Origin of the sequence: Cytophaga sp., from assembly GCF_051961495.1 — a bacterium.
GTDB lineage: Bacteria > Bacteroidota > Bacteroidia > Cytophagales > Cytophagaceae > Cytophaga.
Map to the genome: position 1 here is coordinate 1 of NZ_JBQCDF010000110.1, position 18,552 is coordinate 18,552.

Annotated in this window: 13 protein-coding genes, 2 tRNA genes and 1 riboswitch; of the genes, 5 read left to right on the top strand and 10 right to left on the bottom strand. The window is 39.0% G+C overall.

Annotated features, from left to right (window positions below):
- Positions 1–531 precede the first annotated feature (531 nt).
- The 3 genes from ACTHJT_RS05200 to mutS all read right to left on the bottom strand — a co-directional run bounded on the left by ACTHJT_RS05200 (position 532) and on the right by mutS (position 3,474).
- Positions 532–617: transfer RNA gene (locus ACTHJT_RS05200), tRNA-Leu, on the bottom strand.
- A 52-nt stretch (positions 618–669) separates the two neighbouring features.
- A tRNA-Gly gene (locus ACTHJT_RS05205) sits at positions 670–742 on the bottom strand.
- 161 nt (positions 743–903) lie between these two features.
- Positions 904–3,474: a DNA mismatch repair protein MutS gene (gene mutS, locus ACTHJT_RS05210; protein WP_440236963.1), complete on the bottom strand. Its 2,571-nt coding sequence runs from the start codon at positions 3,472–3,474 to the stop codon at positions 904–906.
- A gap of 267 nt (positions 3,475–3,741) precedes the next feature.
- On the opposite strand from mutS, the gene ACTHJT_RS05215 reads away from it, so the two are divergent.
- Positions 3,742–4,272 (top strand): RNA methyltransferase, encoded by a 531-nt coding sequence (locus ACTHJT_RS05215; RefSeq protein WP_440236858.1) that lies wholly within the window; start codon positions 3,742–3,744, stop codon positions 4,270–4,272.
- Positions 4,273–4,274: 2 nt separating this feature from the next.
- Here ACTHJT_RS05215 and ACTHJT_RS05220 read toward each other — a convergent pair whose 3' ends face one another.
- From ACTHJT_RS05220 to ACTHJT_RS05245, 6 genes are all read right to left on the bottom strand, one after another.
- Complete coding sequence (locus ACTHJT_RS05220) at positions 4,275–4,856, bottom strand: DUF4230 domain-containing protein (RefSeq protein ID WP_440236859.1); 582 nt, start codon at positions 4,854–4,856, stop codon at positions 4,275–4,277.
- Positions 4,857–4,988: 132 nt separating this feature from the next.
- The gene (locus ACTHJT_RS05225; RefSeq protein ID WP_440236861.1) at positions 4,989–5,420 is read right to left on the bottom strand and encodes a tetratricopeptide repeat protein; all 432 of its coding nucleotides are present in this window, start codon (positions 5,418–5,420) and stop codon (positions 4,989–4,991) included.
- 37 nt (positions 5,421–5,457) lie between these two features.
- On the bottom strand, positions 5,458–7,029 hold the full coding sequence (locus ACTHJT_RS05230) for a pseudouridine synthase (protein WP_440236862.1): 1,572 nt from the start codon (positions 7,027–7,029) through the stop codon (positions 5,458–5,460).
- A complete protein-coding gene (scpB, locus tag ACTHJT_RS05235; protein WP_440236864.1) occupies positions 7,007–7,717 on the bottom strand; it encodes an SMC-Scp complex subunit ScpB in 711 nt (236 codons plus the stop codon). The genes ACTHJT_RS05230 and scpB overlap by 23 nt, the downstream gene beginning before the upstream one ends.
- A gap of 9 nt (positions 7,718–7,726) precedes the next feature.
- Entirely contained in the window at positions 7,727–8,116 is a 390-nt protein-coding gene (locus ACTHJT_RS05240; RefSeq protein ID WP_440236966.1) for a TraR/DksA family transcriptional regulator, read from the bottom strand.
- Between the two features lie 498 nt (positions 8,117–8,614).
- Positions 8,615–11,128 carry a hypothetical protein gene (locus ACTHJT_RS05245; RefSeq protein ID WP_440236866.1) on the bottom strand — a complete coding sequence of 838 codons (2,514 nt, stop codon included), beginning with the start codon at positions 11,126–11,128 and terminating at the stop codon, positions 8,615–8,617.
- Between the two features lie 138 nt (positions 11,129–11,266).
- Here ACTHJT_RS05245 and ACTHJT_RS05250 point away from each other — a divergent pair, with 138 nt between their 5' ends.
- Together ACTHJT_RS05250 and ACTHJT_RS05255 are read left to right on the top strand one after the other, a co-directional pair.
- Positions 11,267–12,259 carry an aspartate-semialdehyde dehydrogenase gene (locus tag ACTHJT_RS05250; RefSeq protein WP_440236869.1) on the top strand — a complete coding sequence of 331 codons (993 nt, stop codon included), beginning with the start codon at positions 11,267–11,269 and terminating at the stop codon, positions 12,257–12,259.
- Positions 12,260–12,380: 121 nt separating this feature from the next.
- Complete coding sequence (locus ACTHJT_RS05255) at positions 12,381–13,262, top strand: YicC/YloC family endoribonuclease (protein WP_440236872.1); 882 nt, start codon at positions 12,381–12,383, stop codon at positions 13,260–13,262.
- Here the strand turns inward: ACTHJT_RS05255 and ACTHJT_RS05260 are convergent.
- Complete coding sequence (locus ACTHJT_RS05260; protein ID WP_440236874.1) at positions 13,257–13,667, bottom strand: hypothetical protein; 411 nt, start codon at positions 13,665–13,667, stop codon at positions 13,257–13,259. The genes ACTHJT_RS05255 and ACTHJT_RS05260 overlap by 6 nt on opposite strands.
- Before the next feature lie 357 nt (positions 13,668–14,024).
- A riboswitch (SAM riboswitch) is annotated at positions 14,025–14,134 on the top strand.
- Between the two features lie 123 nt (positions 14,135–14,257).
- Here ACTHJT_RS05260 and ACTHJT_RS05265 point away from each other — a divergent pair.
- Positions 14,258–15,271, top strand: a complete 1,014-nt coding sequence (locus ACTHJT_RS05265) for a homoserine O-acetyltransferase family protein (protein WP_440236876.1) — start codon at positions 14,258–14,260, stop codon at positions 15,269–15,271.
- A 137-nt stretch (positions 15,272–15,408) separates the two neighbouring features.
- Entirely contained in the window at positions 15,409–18,480 is a 3,072-nt protein-coding gene (locus ACTHJT_RS05270) for an AsmA-like C-terminal region-containing protein (RefSeq protein WP_440236879.1), read from the top strand.
- Positions 18,481–18,552 lie beyond the last annotated feature (72 nt).

Sequence of the window (18,552 nt, forward strand, 5' to 3'; positions counted from 1 at the left end):
CCTTCCGTCTCGCTTTATTATCCTCACGTTTATTCTCTAACGGGTTGCAAAGGTAAAACCTTTTTCTTTTAAAACAAACCCTTTTAAAAATTTATTTCAAAATTTAACTCTTAACCTTTCAATCCTATTCCAAAACACCGTTCGCGTTTTATCGGGTTGCAAAGGTGATACTTTTTATCGCATTATCCAAATATCATACGAAAGTTTTTCAATAAAAACGTGCTTTAAACTTCATGAAAGGACTATTTTTAATATTTAACATTTGATAATGTGGCAAATAGCATTCGATATTTTTTTCAAAAAATACTGTGATCTTATAATGATTTGTCTTTATCTGTTTAAAAGTTTATTCATTTGGTTCGGAGAATATGATAACTGCTCTCTTAATATTAATAGTTTAAAAAATTGCATTCGCATTATTATAGAATATTAAGAGTATGCCCATTTGATTTGTAATTTATATACTAAGTCAATCATTCTATATATATCACATAAAACAAAAAAGACTCTCTGTATTCAGAGAGTCTTTTGTACTCAGAGTGGGACTTGAACCCACACGAACTTTAAGGTTCACAGGATTTTAAGTCCTGCGTGTCTACCGATTCCACCATCCGAGCAATCAGGCTTTAAAAAAAGAACCTCTTCTTTAAAGAGGTTCTTTTAATTAAGAGCGAAAGACGAGATTCGAACTCGCGACCCCGACCTTGGCAAGGTCGTGCTCTACCAACTGAGCTACTTTCGCGTTGTGTTAATGTGGATGCAAAGGTAACACTTTGCTTTAATTATGCAAGCGCCGAAATCCACTTTTTTTACTTTTCTTTCTATTTTTTTCAATAAAGTTCGTTTCCAAGATGTTACAGTAATACTTTTTTAAACTTTATTCTTAAAAATATTTATTGCTGCCTACTTAATCATCTGCTTTAATTCATTCAGTTTTAATAAGGCTTCAACAGGCGACATAATATTAACATCTGTTTGCATTAATACTTTCTTAATTGAATCCCACGCAGGATCGGCAGCTTCAAATAAACTCATCTGCATCGTAGACTTCGGCACCTCTCTTAATTTATCTTCATGCTCTTCGCGCACATGTTCTTTTTCAAGATGTCCCATGATCTCATTGGCGCGCAGTACAAGACTCGTAGGCATACCAGCCATCTGCGCGACATGTATACCAAAGCTATGTTCACTACCTCCGGGTTTAAGCGTACGCATGAAGATGACTTTGTTGCCCGCTTCTTTGACAGATACATTAAAGTTTTTAACGCGTTTCAGATCTTCTGTCAATTGATTCAATTCGTGATAATGCGTTGCAAACAATGTCTTCGGCCTGAAGTTCTGATGATTGTGCAGGTACTCAACAATGGCCCATGCAATTGAAATACCATCATAGGTACTTGTGCCACGACCGATCTCATCCATTAATACAAGGCTTCTTCCGCTCAGATTATTTAATATACTGGCTGTTTCATTCATTTCAACCATGAAGGTCGATTCACCTTTTGAAAGATTGTCTGAAGCGCCTACACGTGTAAACACTTTATCGACAGTACCTATCGTAGCTTTTGTTGCAGGTACAAAAGAACCTGCCTGCGCCATTAATACGATCAAAGCTGTTTGTCTGAGTAAGGCTGACTTACCGGCCATGTTAGGACCAGTAATAACCATGATCTGTTGCGTTTCATCATCCAGATAAATATCATTCGGGATATAGCTTTCTCCTAACGGTAACTGCTTCTCAATAACCGGGTGACGGCCAGCTTTGATATCAATCAACGCACTGTCTTCAACAACCGGCTTGCAATAATTGTTGGCAACAGCTGTTTGTGCAAAAGAACAAAGACAATCAATCTGTGCAACGATACGTGCATCCTGCAGGATTGGATTGATGTAGCTTTCCGCTTCCATTACCAGATCCTGAAACATCTTTTGTTCAATAATATTGATCTTATCTTCCGCGCCTAAAATCTTCTCTTCGTAAACTTTAAGTTCTTCTGTTATGTAACGCTCTGCGCCAGTCAATGTCTGTTTACGGATCCAGTCTGCAGGCACTTTATCTTTGTGTGTATTGGTTACTTCCAGGTAGTAACCGAATACTTTATTGTATGAAATTTTTAATGAGCTGATTCCTGTGCGTTCAATTTCTCTTTGCTGAATCTGCAACAAATAATCTTTGCCTGTATATGCAATCGCGCGCAACTCATCCAGCTCAGCATTGCAGCCATCACGGATAATTCTGCCCTGGTTGGTTAAAACCGGTGCATCATCTTTTAAGGTATTTAAAATCCGGCCGATAAGATATTCACAAGGATTGATCTGCTCAGCCAGTTTCAATAACACATGCTGATCCTGTTCCTTCAGAATCTTCTGTATCGGTGTAAGATGTTCCAGCGAACGCTTCAGTTGAACCATTTCCCTGGGGTTTACGCGGCGTGCTGCTACTTTGGAAATCAAGCGCTCCAGATCACCGATTGGCTTAAGTTCATCTACAAGAGCCGTACATAGGTCATTATTCTTTACAAGAAGCTCAACCGTATCCAGACGTTCCTGAATCGGTGTAAGCTCTTTCAATGGAAGTATCAGCCATTTCTTCAACAGACGTGCACCCATTGGCGTTTTCGTATGATCAAGAATTTCAATCAATGGAACACCTTCAACCTGCTGTGCATTTACTAATTCAAGGTTGCGGATGGTAAAACGATCCAGCCAAACGTAACGTTCTTCTTCAATCCTGTTTACGCGGGTGATATGGCCTACTTCTTTATGCTCAGTCTCATTCAGATAATGTAGAATTGCTCCTGCTGAAGTAATGCCTTCTGTCATTTCCTCAATACCAAATCCTTTCAATGAGGTTGTTTGAAAATGACGGGTTAATAAATCATAGGTAAAATCGTACGCGAATATCCAGTCTTCCAGTGTGAAGGTATTATAACGATCACCGAAGTATTCATTGAATAATTCTTTTTTATTTTTACAAAACAACACCTCTGAAGGTGAAAAGCTTTGTAATAACTTATCGATATAATGCCTGTCGCCCTGTGCCGTTAAAAATTCTCCTGTTGAAATATCCAGGAAAGAAATACCCAAAACATCTTTTTGGAAATGAACGGATGCCAGATAGTTGTTCTTGCTTACATCCAGTACATGGTCGTTGAAGGATACGCCCGGCGTTACCAGTTCTGTCACGCCCCGCTTCACAATTCCTTTAACGGATTTAGGGTCTTCTAACTGGTCACAGATGGCAACACGTAAGCCGGAGCGCACCAAACGAGGAAGATAGGTATCTAAAGAATGATGTGGAAACCCAGCCAGTGCTGTTTCGGAAGCCGTACCGTTTCCTCTTTTTGTTAATGTTATGCCTAATACTTTAGCTGCTTTGATCGCATCTTCAGAAAATGTTTCGTAAAAATCGCCGACACGGAACAATAAAAGTGCGCCCGGGTACTTCCCCTTGATTGCATTGTATTGCTTCATTAATGGTGTTTCTGCGGCTTCTTTTGTCTTGCTCAAAACAATATTCGATTTATAATGAAATTATTTAACTGAACCGATGGGGAATTCTCCTGAAGTCTTTAACGACAATACTGAAATTCATTTCAAATGCGTAGATTTGATTCTTGCATTATTAGGAATTAAATGCCCTGGTATTTAAAGTTAAATTTACTCATTGAGTGCTGGATTTGCCAATTGAGTTATTCACACCAAATTCAATACTGATCTGACCTTGAGCCTGATTTTATCATGAAAAAGCTATCCATGGACGAATTAAACCGTATGTCGGTTGAAGCGTTCAAAAAAACCAAAAAGACATCCATTATTATTGTGCTGGACAATGTGCGTAGTCTGCACAATGTCGGGTCTTTTTTCAGAACAGCTGATGCGTTTCAGATTGAAAAAATATTCTTATGCGGAATTACAGGAACTCCGCCGAATAGGGAGATTCATAAAACAGCCTTGGGTGCTACAGAATCCATCGAATGGGAATACACTAAATCAGCGACAGACGTTTTGCCTGCACTAAAAACTCAGGGTTATAAAATCCTTTCCATTGAACAAACCGATAAGAGTATCCTGCTTCATGATTTCCCAATAGATAAAACTGGCAAATTCGTTTTAATATTCGGAAATGAAGTATATGGCGTTACGGAAGATGCTATTCAAATGAGTGAGCACTCTATTGAAATTCCTCAATTCGGCACCAAGCATTCCTTCAATGTTTCTGTTACAGGTGGTATTGTATTATGGGAATTCTTCAGAAGAATTCATTTATAAATTTATTTGAATACGATTTCCTTAGCTGTTATTCCTGCTAAGAAAGGTTTCAATATAATCTCAGCGTTTATACGTGTCTGTTTTTCAATCCCCATTTGTTTCGCAGACTGCAGAATCTGCTTCTCTGCCAGCTGATATGCTTTATCAATAACATTTTTATCTTCTTCAAAAAAGCCGGTTTCGACATCATAAATTTTAGATGACTGATGATCTATTTTAAACGAACAGATTTCTGCTGGTGGCAATGTAATGAGTACCTGCTTTTCTGTAATCTGTATCGCTGACGAATCTACTTTAGTTAAATCAACACAACCGATTGCTTCACCAGAAATAATCAATACTACTTTTGAGTCTTTATCATACCAGGGTTTTATTTCCTTATGTTCAACAATGTCTTTGATATAGAATTTGCATAACTCCAGTTTGCCCAACAGTTCTATTTTTTCCAGGATGACGTTGTTTGTAACTTCAATATTGTCTTCCTCATCACTGCTAAAGACAGCGCGTGAGCTGATATAAATATATAATCCCAGAACACATATTAATATCCAGGGAAGAGCTTTCAATATTATTCTTACCGGCATAATTTTATTGTTTATAACCCGTAGTTAATATACGTTTTATTTTAAGAAATAAATACAAAGTCTTCCCAACAAAAACGACCTGTCCGGGAAGAGCAGGTCGTTTTATATGAAATTTAACGAAATGATTATCTTTTAATCAACGATTGTTATTTTGCTTTTCAGAAATTCCCAGTATTTAGGTTCTTCTTCTTCAAATATTTCTTCGCCTTCGATTAAATATGCTTCATGCAAAACATCTTCCGCTTCCTGCATCTGGTTCAATTCGAAATAACATTGTCCGGCACGTAATAACAGATACGGATTGTCTTCGCTATCTATACAGCTCATGGCATGCTCAAACTGAGCAACTGCTTTTTCGTATTCTTCATCAAAAAAATATACATCTCCGATAGAAGAAATGAGCCATGCTGAAGGTTCATATTCTTCGATAGGCTCCGGAAGCAAGGTTAAGGCTTCCTGGTATTTTGCGATGGCTTCTTCACTTTTGCCTTCTTCAAAAAGTAAATCTGCCTCTTCACAAATAGCGTCAATGCGATCAAGTATAACGTCTGATAATTCTTTCATGATAATTATTCATTAAACTTCTATTATATGAAGTTGATCAATCTAAATATTTAATTTTATTTACTTCGGTTGCCGTTAAGTATCTCCAGGATCCGCGGGGAATATTTTTCTTTGTTAAACCTGCATACATCACACGATCCAGTTTTTGTACCACGTAGCCTAAAGATTCGAAAATACGACGAACAATTCTGTTACGGCCTTCATGAATTTCAATTCCGATTATTTTTTTGTTCGGAGAAATGATCGCAGCCTCATCTACTTTTACCGGACCATCAAACAGGTGAATTTTACCATCAACGATTTTGTCAAAATCTTCTGCCGTGATTGGCTTATCAATTTCTACCTCGTAGATCTTTTTTACTTTGTTGGATGGGTGCGTTAACTTCTGTGCAAGCTCGCCATCGTTAGTGAACAGAAGTAAGCCTGTTGTATTTCTGTCCAGTCTTCCTACCGGGTAGATACGCTCTTTCGTTGCATTTGCAACCAACTGCATTACTGTCTTACGATCGTTTTCATCTTCCATAGTAGTGATGAAATCTTTCGGTTTGTTCAGCAACACATATACTGATTTTTCCGGGTTAAGTACTTTGTTGTTGTACTTAACAGAATCGCCCGGCTTCACTTTATAACCGAGTTCTGTTACAACAACGCCGTTTACTTTTACCGTTCCCTCCAGTATTAGCTGATCAGCTTCACGACGGGAGCAAACACCTGAATTGGAAATATATTTATTCAAACGAATTTCGAAAGAATCGGGTGCACTTACCGGTGCTGCGTTTGGCTTAGGCTTGCTAAGTTTATCCAGTTTATTTTCGTAAGCTTTACGGCCTTTCTTAACCTTATCGTTATCAAACTTAGGTTTTGATTTCTTTGCACTTTTTTCTTCTGAAAAATCATCGTCGAAGTCTGTGTCAAAGTCATCGTCAGAACTGTTTCTTCTGCCTCGTGATTTGTTTTCAAAATCTTTGGTGCCGAATGATCTTCCCGGTCCGGCAGATTTACGCTTGAAATCAGTTGACTCGCTTCTTCCAGATGCTGCACGCTTAACCGGAGCTTTAGCTGCACCTCTTCTGCTGTCAGAATCTTTTTTCGGACCAGCGCTTTTCTTCGCCGCTGAAGAACGGCTTCCAGCGGCGCTTCTTGAATCAAAACCTGTATCCTCACTTGATGGAGACGGACCTCTTTTTATATAAGGGCTTTTGGTATCATCCGAACGTTTGTTGTATGGGACGAACGTTTCTTCTTCGTCGGTATATGATTTTTTAGCGGGTTTACGGCCCGATGGGCCTCTGCCAACTTCTCTCTTCGAAGTTTCAAATTTCTTAGGTCTTGATTGAGTAGTTCTTTTCGAACCATACAAATCCTTCTCTTCTTTAGGGCCTTTTTTAAAGTCACCGCTTCTACCTGCTGAAGATGCAGGTCTTTTTGAAGAAGCTTTTTTATCAAAGCCCGAGCGTGATGAACGTCCTTCTTCATTACGGGATGACGCAGATCTTGCGTCTGCATTTTTTTTCGGGCCACGGCCGGCGGATGAATCCGGTCTGCCTTTAGACGAAGCAGGCCTGCTATTAGCGGGCCTCTTGTTATTATTCGTTCTCTGTTTGCTCATTTTCTGTACTTGTATCTTCCGGCAAATCGTCTCCAGGTTCTTCTTCCGGAATTTCATCCGAAATAGATTCTATCGTTTCTTCGCTGGTAATTTCAGCGATCGCCTGACTTGCCAGGGCGTTGTATTCAGGGTCGTTCACTTCTCCGATTTCATTCACTTCAGAACTGAAATCTTTAGGAGAAGGTAAATCTTTTATATTATTAATTCCGAAGTACTCTAAAAACTTCTGGCTGGTGCCATATAGAATAGGGCGACCAACGCCATCCGATTTTCCTTGAATTTCTACCAATTCCTTCTCAAGAAGCTTCTGCATGGCATAATCGCAGTTCACACCACGAATCTGTTCAATCTGAGCTTTCGTAATTGGTTGTTTATAGGCAACAATCGCCATTGTTTCCAATGCCGAAGTAGATAATCGTTTTTTGGATTTTTGTTTCAGAAAGATACCCAGACTTGATTGATAAGCAGGCTTGGTCATGAATTGATAACCGCCGCCAATCTGCAGGATCTGGAAAGGGTAAATTTCATCGTCATATTTTGACAGCAATCCATCAACGGCATTTAAGATATCGTCCAATGGAATTTCTGCTTCAAACATCTCGGACATACACTGACGGATCTCATCAGGTTTTACCGGATCTGTTGCGCAGAAAATAATGCTCTCAATATGATTTTGCAGGAAATTCATTTTATGGAATTATTTTCTTTGTTCTTTCGCTTCAATAGTATGCTGTGTATGCGGCACAAGTTTCAATCTTTCTTTAGGAATTAATTTGCCTGTCACGATGCAGATACCATAAGTGCCATTCTGAATACGTGCATAGGCATTTTCCAACTGCTGAATAAATTTCTGCTGACGGGCGGCAAAAGCACTGAAACTTTCTTTTTCCAACACATCAGCACCATCTTCAAGCATTTTGATGTTGCCGGTCGTATTGTCAGTACCTTCATCATTTTTGCGATTCAATACCTCTTTTGCAAATTGAAATTGCTTGCGCGCAGTTTCAAGTTTCTCAACGATGATTGTTTCAAATTCTTTCAGTTCTTCTCTTGAATAATGCGTCCTGTCGTCTTTAGGCGCATTCATGGTTCTTTGAAGATATGCAGGCTCTTGTTTCAGCAAGGGCATGTTTTGTGATGTTTTTGGCGCAGCATTCTTTGATGCTTTTTCCTTATCGTCTTTTTTCACTTCTTTCTTTTGGGAGACTGGCTTGGCAACAATTTTTTCAGCTTGGGTGGTAACAGCTTTGGCGGCGAGTTTACTTGCTACTTTTTTTGCAACAACTTTTTTAGCAGGAGCGTTCTTTTTAGCTGGTTGTTTTTTGACTGCCGCTTTTTTCGCCGGGGCCTTTTTGACTGCCGCTTTTTTGGTGGCGGGTTTCTTAGCTACTGCTTTTTTTGCTGCTGCTTTTTTCGTTGCAGCTTTAGCTGGTTTGGCAACTTTTTTTGTAATAGACTTCTTTTTACTCGCACTCATAAAACCCTTAATGTGATTTAATTAACGTGTTACCCAAAAAACCTATACAAAAATAATATAAAAAAGCATAGTTACACGTGTCGTTTATCCACAAAGTGCGATATATTTTCAATACTGTGAAGTACTTATGGCAATTTTCTCCGTGTGTGTATCACCCGCTGGCGACCACCATTCAGCAACAGCAACGTAAATACCATCAGGCAGTGGAGCGCTTGATTGCTGCTGTCCATACCAGTTAAAGGTATTTGAAGTGCCAAGCAGTTGATTTACACATAACTTATCAACCAATTCGCCTGTTATCGTATAGATACTAACAGACGCAAAAGCTCCTTCAACCATCGGGTTCAAATGCAGATGAACGTAATCATTGTTACCATTCAGATTCACTGTTGCATGACATGGATTGCAGTAAAATATATTAGATGAAAGTAGCTCGCTCCCCAATGTCTGGCTGTTCTGATATCCCGGAGTAGCACCAACTGCAGAAGAAGTCCAGTTTGATGCCGTAAAAGCTGCATCGTGCGACCGGATCTTTTCAAGAGAAATTCCTTCATCCTTTCTATTCAAAGGATTTTGAAACCGGTCACCATATTCAATGTAATCCAGTGTATCGGAACTGCTGTTTAAGAAAAACATCTCCCCTCCGTCATCAGAGAACGACAGGAAATTACTTCTTTCCAAACAATTTTCCCTTACTGCAGACATATACTGCTGTATGAGCACAGTTGTGTCTGCGGTCAACGCAACATAACCGTGAGGTGCAATTGCAAGACTTTCCGTGATGGCAAAATGCTGTATTGTCCCTCCCTGCATCGCATTCACATAATGCGTATTTTTCAAATCAATATATGCATCTGTAGTATTGAAAAGCTCCATAAAATCAACGCTTCCCGAAACAGCATTGTATAAAATCTCATTGATGAACACTTCTCCTTTTTCAATTGATTTGGGACGAATAACTTCAACACTTTTCCCAAGGTACACGGGGTAATGCAGACAGGTTTCCATGGAGTCTATCTGGATCGTAAAAGCATCTCCCTCTTCAATATCCGTGTTAAGAAGAAGAGAAATTCCGGTACAAAATTTTGAAGGTATAATTTGTACAGATGCTATTATCTCTCCAGGTTGAAAACCATTGCTCTGCGCCCAAGCCATTACAGGAAGTTCCAATCTGAGCTGTTTTTCGTTCACATACTCAGCTTTGACTGGTATTGAAAAGCTTGCCGGTTTCATAAATTGATTTACACGGCCGGGAGAACCGCCAGTCTGTTCATCAGAAAAACTTAGCTGCTGCGTAAGTATGCACGCAGCAGGTAACTGCACCCGAACGATGCTGTAACCGCCATTTTTCCTGTAATCATCCGGCATATCAGTAAGCGCGTAATGTATATAATCAATCAGCAAAGTGTCATGCGCATACAGAAATAATGAATCTGCGGTATTACTCAGGTTTGGCAGAGAAGGTACTTCAATGCAATTATCATTATCGAATAGCTTACAGCCGTCACTCGCACATACAATCACTGCTGCATCCGGCGCAAGCAAGTACTGCGGCAGCTTTATACCGGCAGACGGATCCGAAAGTGTAAATGCGAATAAATCAACCGGAACTGCTGAAGTATTGAATAGTTCAATCCACTCTATTTCGGGAAGTCCGTAGCTTGGGCTGGGGTCACTCATCCATTCCGTAAAACGGATTTGCCCGGTATAATACGTGGGTTGCTTGATCACTTTAATCATTGAATCCAACAAAGTATCTCCATCAACTGAGCTGAGTGTATGGGCGGAAATAACATAAGTGCCTGGTTGTATATCTTTGGATACTGTTATTTCTATTTGCTTCTCATGCACAAAAACCGTGTATATATCTTCGATCATCATTTCTATCATTGACGCAGGCATTTTAATTTCCTTTGAAAAACTCAGGATTATGCTGCGTTCACCTGAAATGGAATAACCGGTAAGTGCGAATGGTTCATAGATTCTGATATCATCAAAATACATTTTATCTTTCCGTGTGGAAGAATAGATGCAACGAATACCGGAATATGAAAAAGTATATGGAGCTATATGTGCCCCTTCCGCCTCTTTGGTAAAGTTACTGCCAGTGGATTCATCTGTATATAATTTCCAGGAGCCGCTGTTGCTCCTGTTTACACGTACTCGTATGGCAACAGTGCTCGCTCCCATTATGCCAGCACGGCTTTCAAGCACAGTAGTTTTAGCAGAACCATCCTGATAAATCAATTCTATTTTATCGGCTGAACCGGTGGCGCCGCCCATCTTCAGGTAATACGAACGATTCGTTGCAGCAGCGAAATCCTCCTGTTCTGAACACAGATAGAAGCTTGCATAATTCGTAGTCGATGCAGCAAAATCATACCGGAGAAAAAATTCCCACACGCAGTTTTCCTTTCCTGAAAAAGGCCAGGCAACATGTGCATCTTTTGTACCGGATGGTGCATTCAGATGCAACTGCTGATCTGTATCTATTTCAAAATACGTTTTTTGACCAAACCAGTCGACAGGTATTGTTCCCTCGGTAAAAGTGTAGCTTTGTGCATGTAAATATTGCGGGACCACAAAAAATACCCCCAGGATGATAAAAATTAATGCCTTCATAGCCAGATATAAGTAAGGTTAATACTACTTTTTGTGTAGTTTAAAAAACATCGGTTGAATCTTTAAAATTAGGAGAAAAAAAGTGGTAAATTGCGACCGTTTTTAAAAAGTGTTAATTATTTAACTAAAGTAAATAAAATGAAAGTAGCTGTAGTTGGTGCTACCGGTTTGGTAGGAACCCAAATGCTTAACGTTCTTAAAGAACGTAATTTCCCTATAACAGAGCTAATTCCTGTAGCTTCTGAAAGATCAGTTGGTAAAGAGGTTGAATACAATGGTAAAAAGTATAAGGTTGTAACTGCTGAAACAGCTATTTCAATGAAACCTGAAATTGCTGTATTCTCAGCTGGAGGAGGTACTTCATTAGAACTTGCTCCATTATTTGCGGCTGCCGGCACAACCGTGATTGATAACTCTTCTGCGTGGAGAATGGATCCAACTAAAAAATTAGTTGTTCCTGAAGTGAATGCGCATGTTCTTACAAAAACAGATAAGATCATCGCAAACCCTAACTGCTCTACCATCCAGATGGTAGTGGTATTAGAACCATTGCACAAAAAATACAAAATCAAACGTGTAGTTGTTTCAACTTACCAGTCTGTAACCGGAACAGGTAAAAAGGCCGTTGATCAATTGTTTGATGAGCGTAAAGGTGTTATGAACGGAGAGAAAGCATATCCATATCAGATTGACTTGAACCTGTTGCCGCATATCGATGTATTCCAGGATAACGGCTATACAAAAGAAGAGATGAAAATGATCAAGGAAACAAACAAGATCATGGGCGATGACAACATTAAAGTAACTGCTACTACTGTTCGTGTACCAGTGATCGGCGGCCACTCTGAATCTGTAAACATTGAATTTGAAAACGATTTTGATGTTAACGAAGTAAAAGCTTTGTTATCTAAAGCTCCGGGAATTATTTTAAAAGATGATCCGTCTAAATTGGAATACCCAACGCCAATGGATGCACACAATAAAGATGAAGTTTTTGTTGGCCGTATCCGAAGAGATGAGTCTCAACCTAAGACATTAAATCTTTGGATCGTTGCGGATAACCTTCGCAAAGGAGCGGCAACCAACGCAGTTCAAATTGCTGAATATTTAGTTGCTAATAAATTGGTTTAATTTATTCAAGAAGGTGCTCCGTTTGAGCACCTTCTCTTTTTCAACCTTAAGGCTCTTGTTGATTTTTAGAATTGTTTTTCTCTTTTCACTATATTGCACAAAATACTCTTAACATATTCTTATGATTAAATCGATGACTGGTTACGGTTCTCAAACTGCAGAGAACGATAAGATTTCAGTAACAGTAGAAATAAAATCCCTGAACTCTAAATTTTTAGATTTAAACCTTCGTCTTTCAAAAGAGTATTCTGACAGAGAACTGGATATCCGTAATTTACTGAACAATACCATCGAAAGAGGCAAGGTAGGCCTAAGCATTGATGTTCAATCAAAAGGGGGCATTAAGCCAAAAGTTTTTATTAACCGCGAACTAGTGGCTTTGTATTATAAAGATTTGAAAGAAACAGCAGACACCGTTGGTGTTGTTGACTCTTCAGATTTATTTAAGCTGGCTCTCCAGATGCCAAAGGCTATGGAGTCGGAATCTGAAAATGTTGACACTACGGAAGACTGGTTGCTTATCCAGAAAGTATTGAATGACGCAATTACCAAGTGTAACGAATTCAGAAAAGATGAAGGCCGGACATTGTCAATAAAATTCAAGGAATATATACAAACGATTGGAGAGTGTTTAGAGAAAGTAGAAACATTTGATCCACAGCGTATAGAAGCTATTCGTTTAAGAATCCGTCAGCACTTTGATGAATTCAGCAAAACCGAACAGCTTGACAAAAGCAGGTTTGAGCAGGAACTGATCTTTTATATTGAAAAACTTGACATTAGTGAAGAAAAGGTTCGTTTAAGAAGTCACCTGAATTATTTTTTAGAATCGATGGACTTGCCTGAATCAAGTGGGAAAAAGCTTGGTTTTATTGCTCAGGAAATTGGACGTGAAATCAACACAATCGGCTCTAAGGCAAACGATGCAAATATTCAGCGTTATGTTGTACAGATGAAAGAAGAACTGGAAAAAATCAAAGAGCAGACCCTGAATATCTTATAAGGATTTTTCCGGGTCTGAAGATTCCCCGTAAATCACTCCGATAAAAATAGATATAACCCCAATATTCGAATGAAGAATATTGTCTTGTTTCGTAAACTCAAACATGCCTGCAATAGGAAAATGAACCCAGGTAGAAACCACGAAAAAAATCATTATCCATCCTGTAACGATCAGATAACTGCGTACAATCACAAGACTGTTAGATAACAAAGCCATTAATGCCAGCACCCCATAATTCAGCCTGTATAATTTGATTGGTAAATTATTAGCAGACAATGGAATTTTTTCCGGAATAAAATAACTCGCAACACCAATTGCAATCATCACTAGTGCGGATAATAATAAGAACCAATAATTTGGGTTTTTATATTGAGTCATTTCACTTTTTAACTTGAGTTGAATCATTCTGTATCGTAACGGTTAAAATTCCAGATTCACCTCTATTACTCCTCTGCGTAGAAATACAATCTGCAATAAATGAATATTCTAACAACAATTCAACATAATTATTTAATATATTAATTATAACGGCAATGGATTGTGTAAAGTTGTTCCCTTAATCATTCTTTCCTGATACATGTAAGAATGAAGGTGCAATTGGGTAATATTTGGCTAAGTCTAAGTTTTATAGCCTGATATAATTGACTAACGCGGCTATTCTGTTATAAAAAAGTCCTTATTTGAGTAATCAGCAAAATAAAAGTTTGTTTTTTTCAATCCCATGCCTATTTTTGTCTACTCAAAATCAATTACCTGGTAATTGATTTATAAAGAAGAGGGGAGAGAACAGGCTCTTTGAACCTCTAGCAACCTCCGGGAGCAATTCCAGAAAGGTGCTAATTCCTGACCTGAATAAACAGGACATATAAATTAATTACATGATGACACAAACACATTTGCTTGAAGCAGGTCAAGCTATCGTATTATCTCATAGAATTACACGTGTATTGGCAGATTTTCTTCCATGCGTTGAACTTTTAATTATTCAACACTAGATGGAGTATCACATTTATACGCATAAGTCTCCTGTTGTATTAGAATCAGGAGCGATACTACCCGAAGTAAGAATACAATATTCCACTTTGGGTGCGCGCAAAGAGGATGACTCTAATGTGATCTGGATATGCCATGCACTAACCGCAAATTCTGATGTTGAATCCTGGTGGCCAGGTCTTGTTGGGCCTGATTACTTATATAACCCGGAAGAGCATTTTGTTATCTGTGCCAATATTCTTTCTTCCTGTTACGGCACTACCGGACCAACCGAAACGAATCCTGAAACCAATACTCCTTACTTTCTTTCCTTTCCTGTGGTTACCATACGCGACATGGTACTCGTTCATGAGATATTAAGAGAGCATCTGCAGATTAAGAAAATACATACATTGGTAGGAGGTTCTTTGGGCGGTCAACAGGCCATGGAATGGGCTATCCAGAAGCCTTCGCTTTTTAGTCACCTGATCCTGTTGTCAACCAACGCATTTCATTCCCCATGGGGCATTGCCTTTAACGAATCGCAGCGTATGGCCATTGACATGGACCCAACCTGGAGAAACCAATCGTTAGATGCCGGCCGTGAAGGATTAAAAACAGCGCGTGCCATTGCCATGCTTTCATACAGAAGTTACGAAACCTACGAACAGACACAGCGTGAAGAAGACTCCAGCAAAACGGACGATTATAAAGCAATCACTTATCAGCATTATCAGGGAGACAAGCTTGTAAAAAGATTCAACTGTCATTCATACTGGTATTTATCCAAGGCTATGGACAGCCATCATGTTGGCCGGAACCGAAAAAGTGTAGCTGATGCATTGGGCCAGATTTCTGCCAAAACCCTTGTAGTAGGTATTTCTTCTGATATTTTATTTCCGGTTATTGAACAGGAATTTCTGGCAAGCCAAATACCAGGTGCCAGTTATATCTGTATAGATTCATTATATGGTCACGATGGCTTCTTAACTGAAATAGAAAAGCTCGATGTGGTAATCAGGGAATTTTACAAATAACCCTGTCCTCAGGTACAATTAAACTTTATTTATTAGCATAAAAGCACGATTTTTTACTAAATTTCGTTTGTCATTACGTATTAAACAGACTTTATATTTCTTTCAAGATCTTATTTAACATCAACTAAAATTCTAGTATGAAAAAATTCCTGAAGATCTCTGGTATATCCATAGGTGTCTTATTATTGGCAATGCTCATCCTGCCATTTCTTTTCAAAGACAAAATCAAAGGTATTATTGATGATCAAATCAAAAAAAATATAAACGGCCAGGTTTGGTATAATGCCGAATCATTCAGCCTGTCACTTTTCAGTCACTTCCCAAACCTAACCGTATCTATCAATGACATTGGTTTAATGTCTAACGCATATGCATTCAAAGGCGACACATTATTCGCTGCAAAGGAATTCAGTCTTACGATTGATGTTATGAGTGTAATTTCGGGAGACCAGATCAAAGTAAAAGGGGTTTTCCTGGATCAACCTAAGGTTGTTACTATCTATGACAAAAGCGGCGCATTCAGCTGGGATATAACTTATCCGGATACAACTACAAAAGCTCCTGAAGCACCGGAAGAGCCTAGTACAATGAAAATCAGCATTGAGAAATGGGAAATCAAAGACGGCACCATCATCTATGACGACCAAACCATGCCGATGTATGCTGAATTAAAACATTTTGACCATAAAGGCAGCGGCGATATCAATGCCGATATCTATGATTTAAAAACCTACACCAAATCAACAAATGTATTGGTTGAATATGATGGAACAACTTACCTCAATGGCCAGACAGTTGTAGCTGATGCGACCATGAACATTGACCTTGGAAAATCTATTTACAAATTCCTTGAAAACGAATTTGCTGTCAACGATTTCAAATTAGGATTTGATGGCGCGATTGAAATGCCAGCGGATGATATCAAAATGGATATTACTTATAAAGCAAAAGAAACTAATTTCAAGAATCTGCTTTCACTTGTTCCTGCTGTATATAACAAGGATTTCGAAACTGTTAAAACAGACGGTACTATTGGCTTTGACGGATATGTTAAGGGTATCTACAATGAAACAACGATGCCGGGCTTTGGCTTGAACATGTTGATCAAAGATGGTTTCTTCCAATACCCTGATCTTCCTGAAGCGGTTAAAAATATCAATATGGATCTGCATGTTGACGACAAAGACGGCATCATGGACCACACCATCGTGGACCTGAAAAAATTCCATATGGAAATGGGTCAGAACCCTGTAGACGCCAGAGTATTAATGAACGGCATGAATCCATATGACATCGATGCCAACATACTTGCAAAAGTTAAACTGGATGATGTTTCCAAGTTTTACCCAATTGAAGGAACTACATTGAAAGGTTTATTCGGCATGGATGTGAAAGCAAAAGGTAAATACAGTGATAGCCTTAAACTAATGCCGATGGTTACTGCTAAAATGGATTTAACCAACGGTTATGTAAAATCTTCTGAATTCCCTAAGCCAATTGAAAACATCAACGTTTCTGCTGTGGCAGCAAGTGATGGTGATATGAAAACATCAACATTCCTGTTGGATTACTTCAAATTGCTTTTAGACGGCGAACCTTTCGAAATGAAAGCTTTTGTTAAAAACTTTGATGACCCGAATTATGAGGCTTCGCTTAAAGGTATCATTGATTTAGCAAAGATGACGAAAATTTATCCGATCGAAGGTACTACGCTTACAGGTCGTATGGTTGCAGATATGACTACAAAAGGTATTTTATCTGAAGTGCAGGCTGGCAACTATTTAAATACGCAGACAAGCGGTAGCCTTGAAATCTCTGACCTTGTTTACAAAAGCACTGATCTACCTCAGGGTTATACAATGAAATCAGGCTTGTTAACACTTACTCCTGATCGTTTCAACATTGCTTCCATGAAAGGTTTGTTAGGCAAAAGCGATTATGATATCACTGGTTATATGTCAAATTACATGGGCTATATGTTTGGCGGCAAGGATTCAACCATTCATGGTGTTATGACCATGGCATCCAGGAAATTTGATGTAAATGAATGGATGACTGATGATCCTGCTCCGGCTACAGCTGCGCCTGCAGAAGAAGTTCCGATGGAAGTTGTTGAGGTTCCTAAGAATATTGACTTCACCTTCAATGCTGCGATGGACCAGGTGTTGTACAGCAACATGGATATGACAAACATGAAAGGCGCAATCATTGTTAAAGATGGCATTGTTAAAATGAATAACCTGAACTTCAACTCTGTTGGCGGCACGTTCCTGATGGGTGGAGAATACAATACACAGGATATCACCAAACCATCATTCAAGATGGATATGAACATGAAAGATGTTGAAGCAAAAGAAGCTTATAAGACATTCAACACCGTTAAGAAAATGGCTCCGATAGCACACTATGTTGAAGGAAAAATCAACATGGCTATTATTATGGATGGTTTGCTGGATAAAGAAATGATGCCGGTATATTCTACACTTAACGGTAAGGGTTCTTTAAGCTCAGGCTCTGTGAAAATTCTTAGCAACCCCGTTCTTGGCTCAATTGCAAGTCTTACTAAAATGAAGAACATGGATCCGATGGAGATTAAGGATCTGAAAATTAATTATACGATCCAGAACGGCGCTTTAATCGTTGCTCCATTCAACATTGCAACCGGTGAATCGAAGCTTGCGGTAACAAAAGGTGAGAATCATTTAGATGGCAGCGTTGATTATGACATGCAGCTGAATACACCTTCAGGTGCACTTGGTGCTGAAGCGAACAAAGCACTAAGCGGCCTTGTAGGAAGCAGCGCGGTTACTATGCCTAAAAACATCATCATTGACCTGAATGTTAAGGGCCCTTATGATAAAACAAAAGTATCTATTGTAAAAACCAACTTTGGTGAAGTTGATAAAACTGCCATGAAAGACGCTGCTATATCTGAAATCAAAAACAGCGAACAGGCAAAACAAGTACAGGCTGAAGTTGACAAGGCAAAAGCCCAGGCTGAAGAAGAAGCAGCAAAACAAAAAGCTGCTGCGGAGGCAGAGTTGAAAAAACAACAGGATGCGGCAGAAGCAGAACTTAAAAAACAGCAGGACGCAGCAAATGCCGAAATGGCAAAACAGAAGCAGATTCTTGAACAAAAGAAAAAAGCTTCTGAAGATTCTGCCAAGAAAGCGGCATCAGACGCTCTGAAGAAAGGTTTGAAATTCTAAAATTTGAAACTGTATTGAATGCAAAAAGGCGGCTTGGCTGCCTTTTTGCATTCAATAACCAGTTACTTCCAT

What these genes read in the sequence shown, in the direction of transcription:
- mutS (WP_440236963.1), bottom strand. Translation starts at nt 3,474, where the DNA reads ATGAAGCAATACAATGCAATCAAGGGGAAGTACCCGGGCGCACTTTTA.
- ACTHJT_RS05215 (WP_440236858.1), top strand. Translation starts at nt 3,742, where the DNA reads ATGAAAAAGCTATCCATGGACGAATTAAACCGTATGTCGGTTGAAGCG.
- ACTHJT_RS05220 (WP_440236859.1), bottom strand. Translation starts at nt 4,856, where the DNA reads ATGCCGGTAAGAATAATATTGAAAGCTCTTCCCTGGATATTAATATGT.
- ACTHJT_RS05225 (WP_440236861.1), bottom strand. Translation starts at nt 5,420, where the DNA reads ATGAAAGAATTATCAGACGTTATACTTGATCGCATTGACGCTATTTGT.
- ACTHJT_RS05230 (WP_440236862.1), bottom strand. Translation starts at nt 7,029, where the DNA reads ATGAGCAAACAGAGAACGAATAATAACAAGAGGCCCGCTAATAGCAGG.
- scpB (WP_440236864.1), bottom strand. Translation starts at nt 7,717, where the DNA reads ATGAATTTCCTGCAAAATCATATTGAGAGCATTATTTTCTGCGCAACA.
- ACTHJT_RS05240 (WP_440236966.1), bottom strand. Translation starts at nt 8,116, where the DNA reads ATGAATGCGCCTAAAGACGACAGGACGCATTATTCAAGAGAAGAACTG.
- ACTHJT_RS05245 (WP_440236866.1), bottom strand. Translation starts at nt 11,128, where the DNA reads ATGAAGGCATTAATTTTTATCATCCTGGGGGTATTTTTTGTGGTCCCG.
- ACTHJT_RS05250 (WP_440236869.1), top strand. Translation starts at nt 11,267, where the DNA reads ATGAAAGTAGCTGTAGTTGGTGCTACCGGTTTGGTAGGAACCCAAATG.
- ACTHJT_RS05255 (WP_440236872.1), top strand. Translation starts at nt 12,381, where the DNA reads ATGATTAAATCGATGACTGGTTACGGTTCTCAAACTGCAGAGAACGAT.
- ACTHJT_RS05260 (WP_440236874.1), bottom strand. Translation starts at nt 13,667, where the DNA reads ATGATTCAACTCAAGTTAAAAAGTGAAATGACTCAATATAAAAACCCA.
- ACTHJT_RS05265 (WP_440236876.1), top strand. Translation starts at nt 14,258, where the DNA reads ATGGAGTATCACATTTATACGCATAAGTCTCCTGTTGTATTAGAATCA.
- ACTHJT_RS05270 (WP_440236879.1), top strand. Translation starts at nt 15,409, where the DNA reads ATGAAAAAATTCCTGAAGATCTCTGGTATATCCATAGGTGTCTTATTA.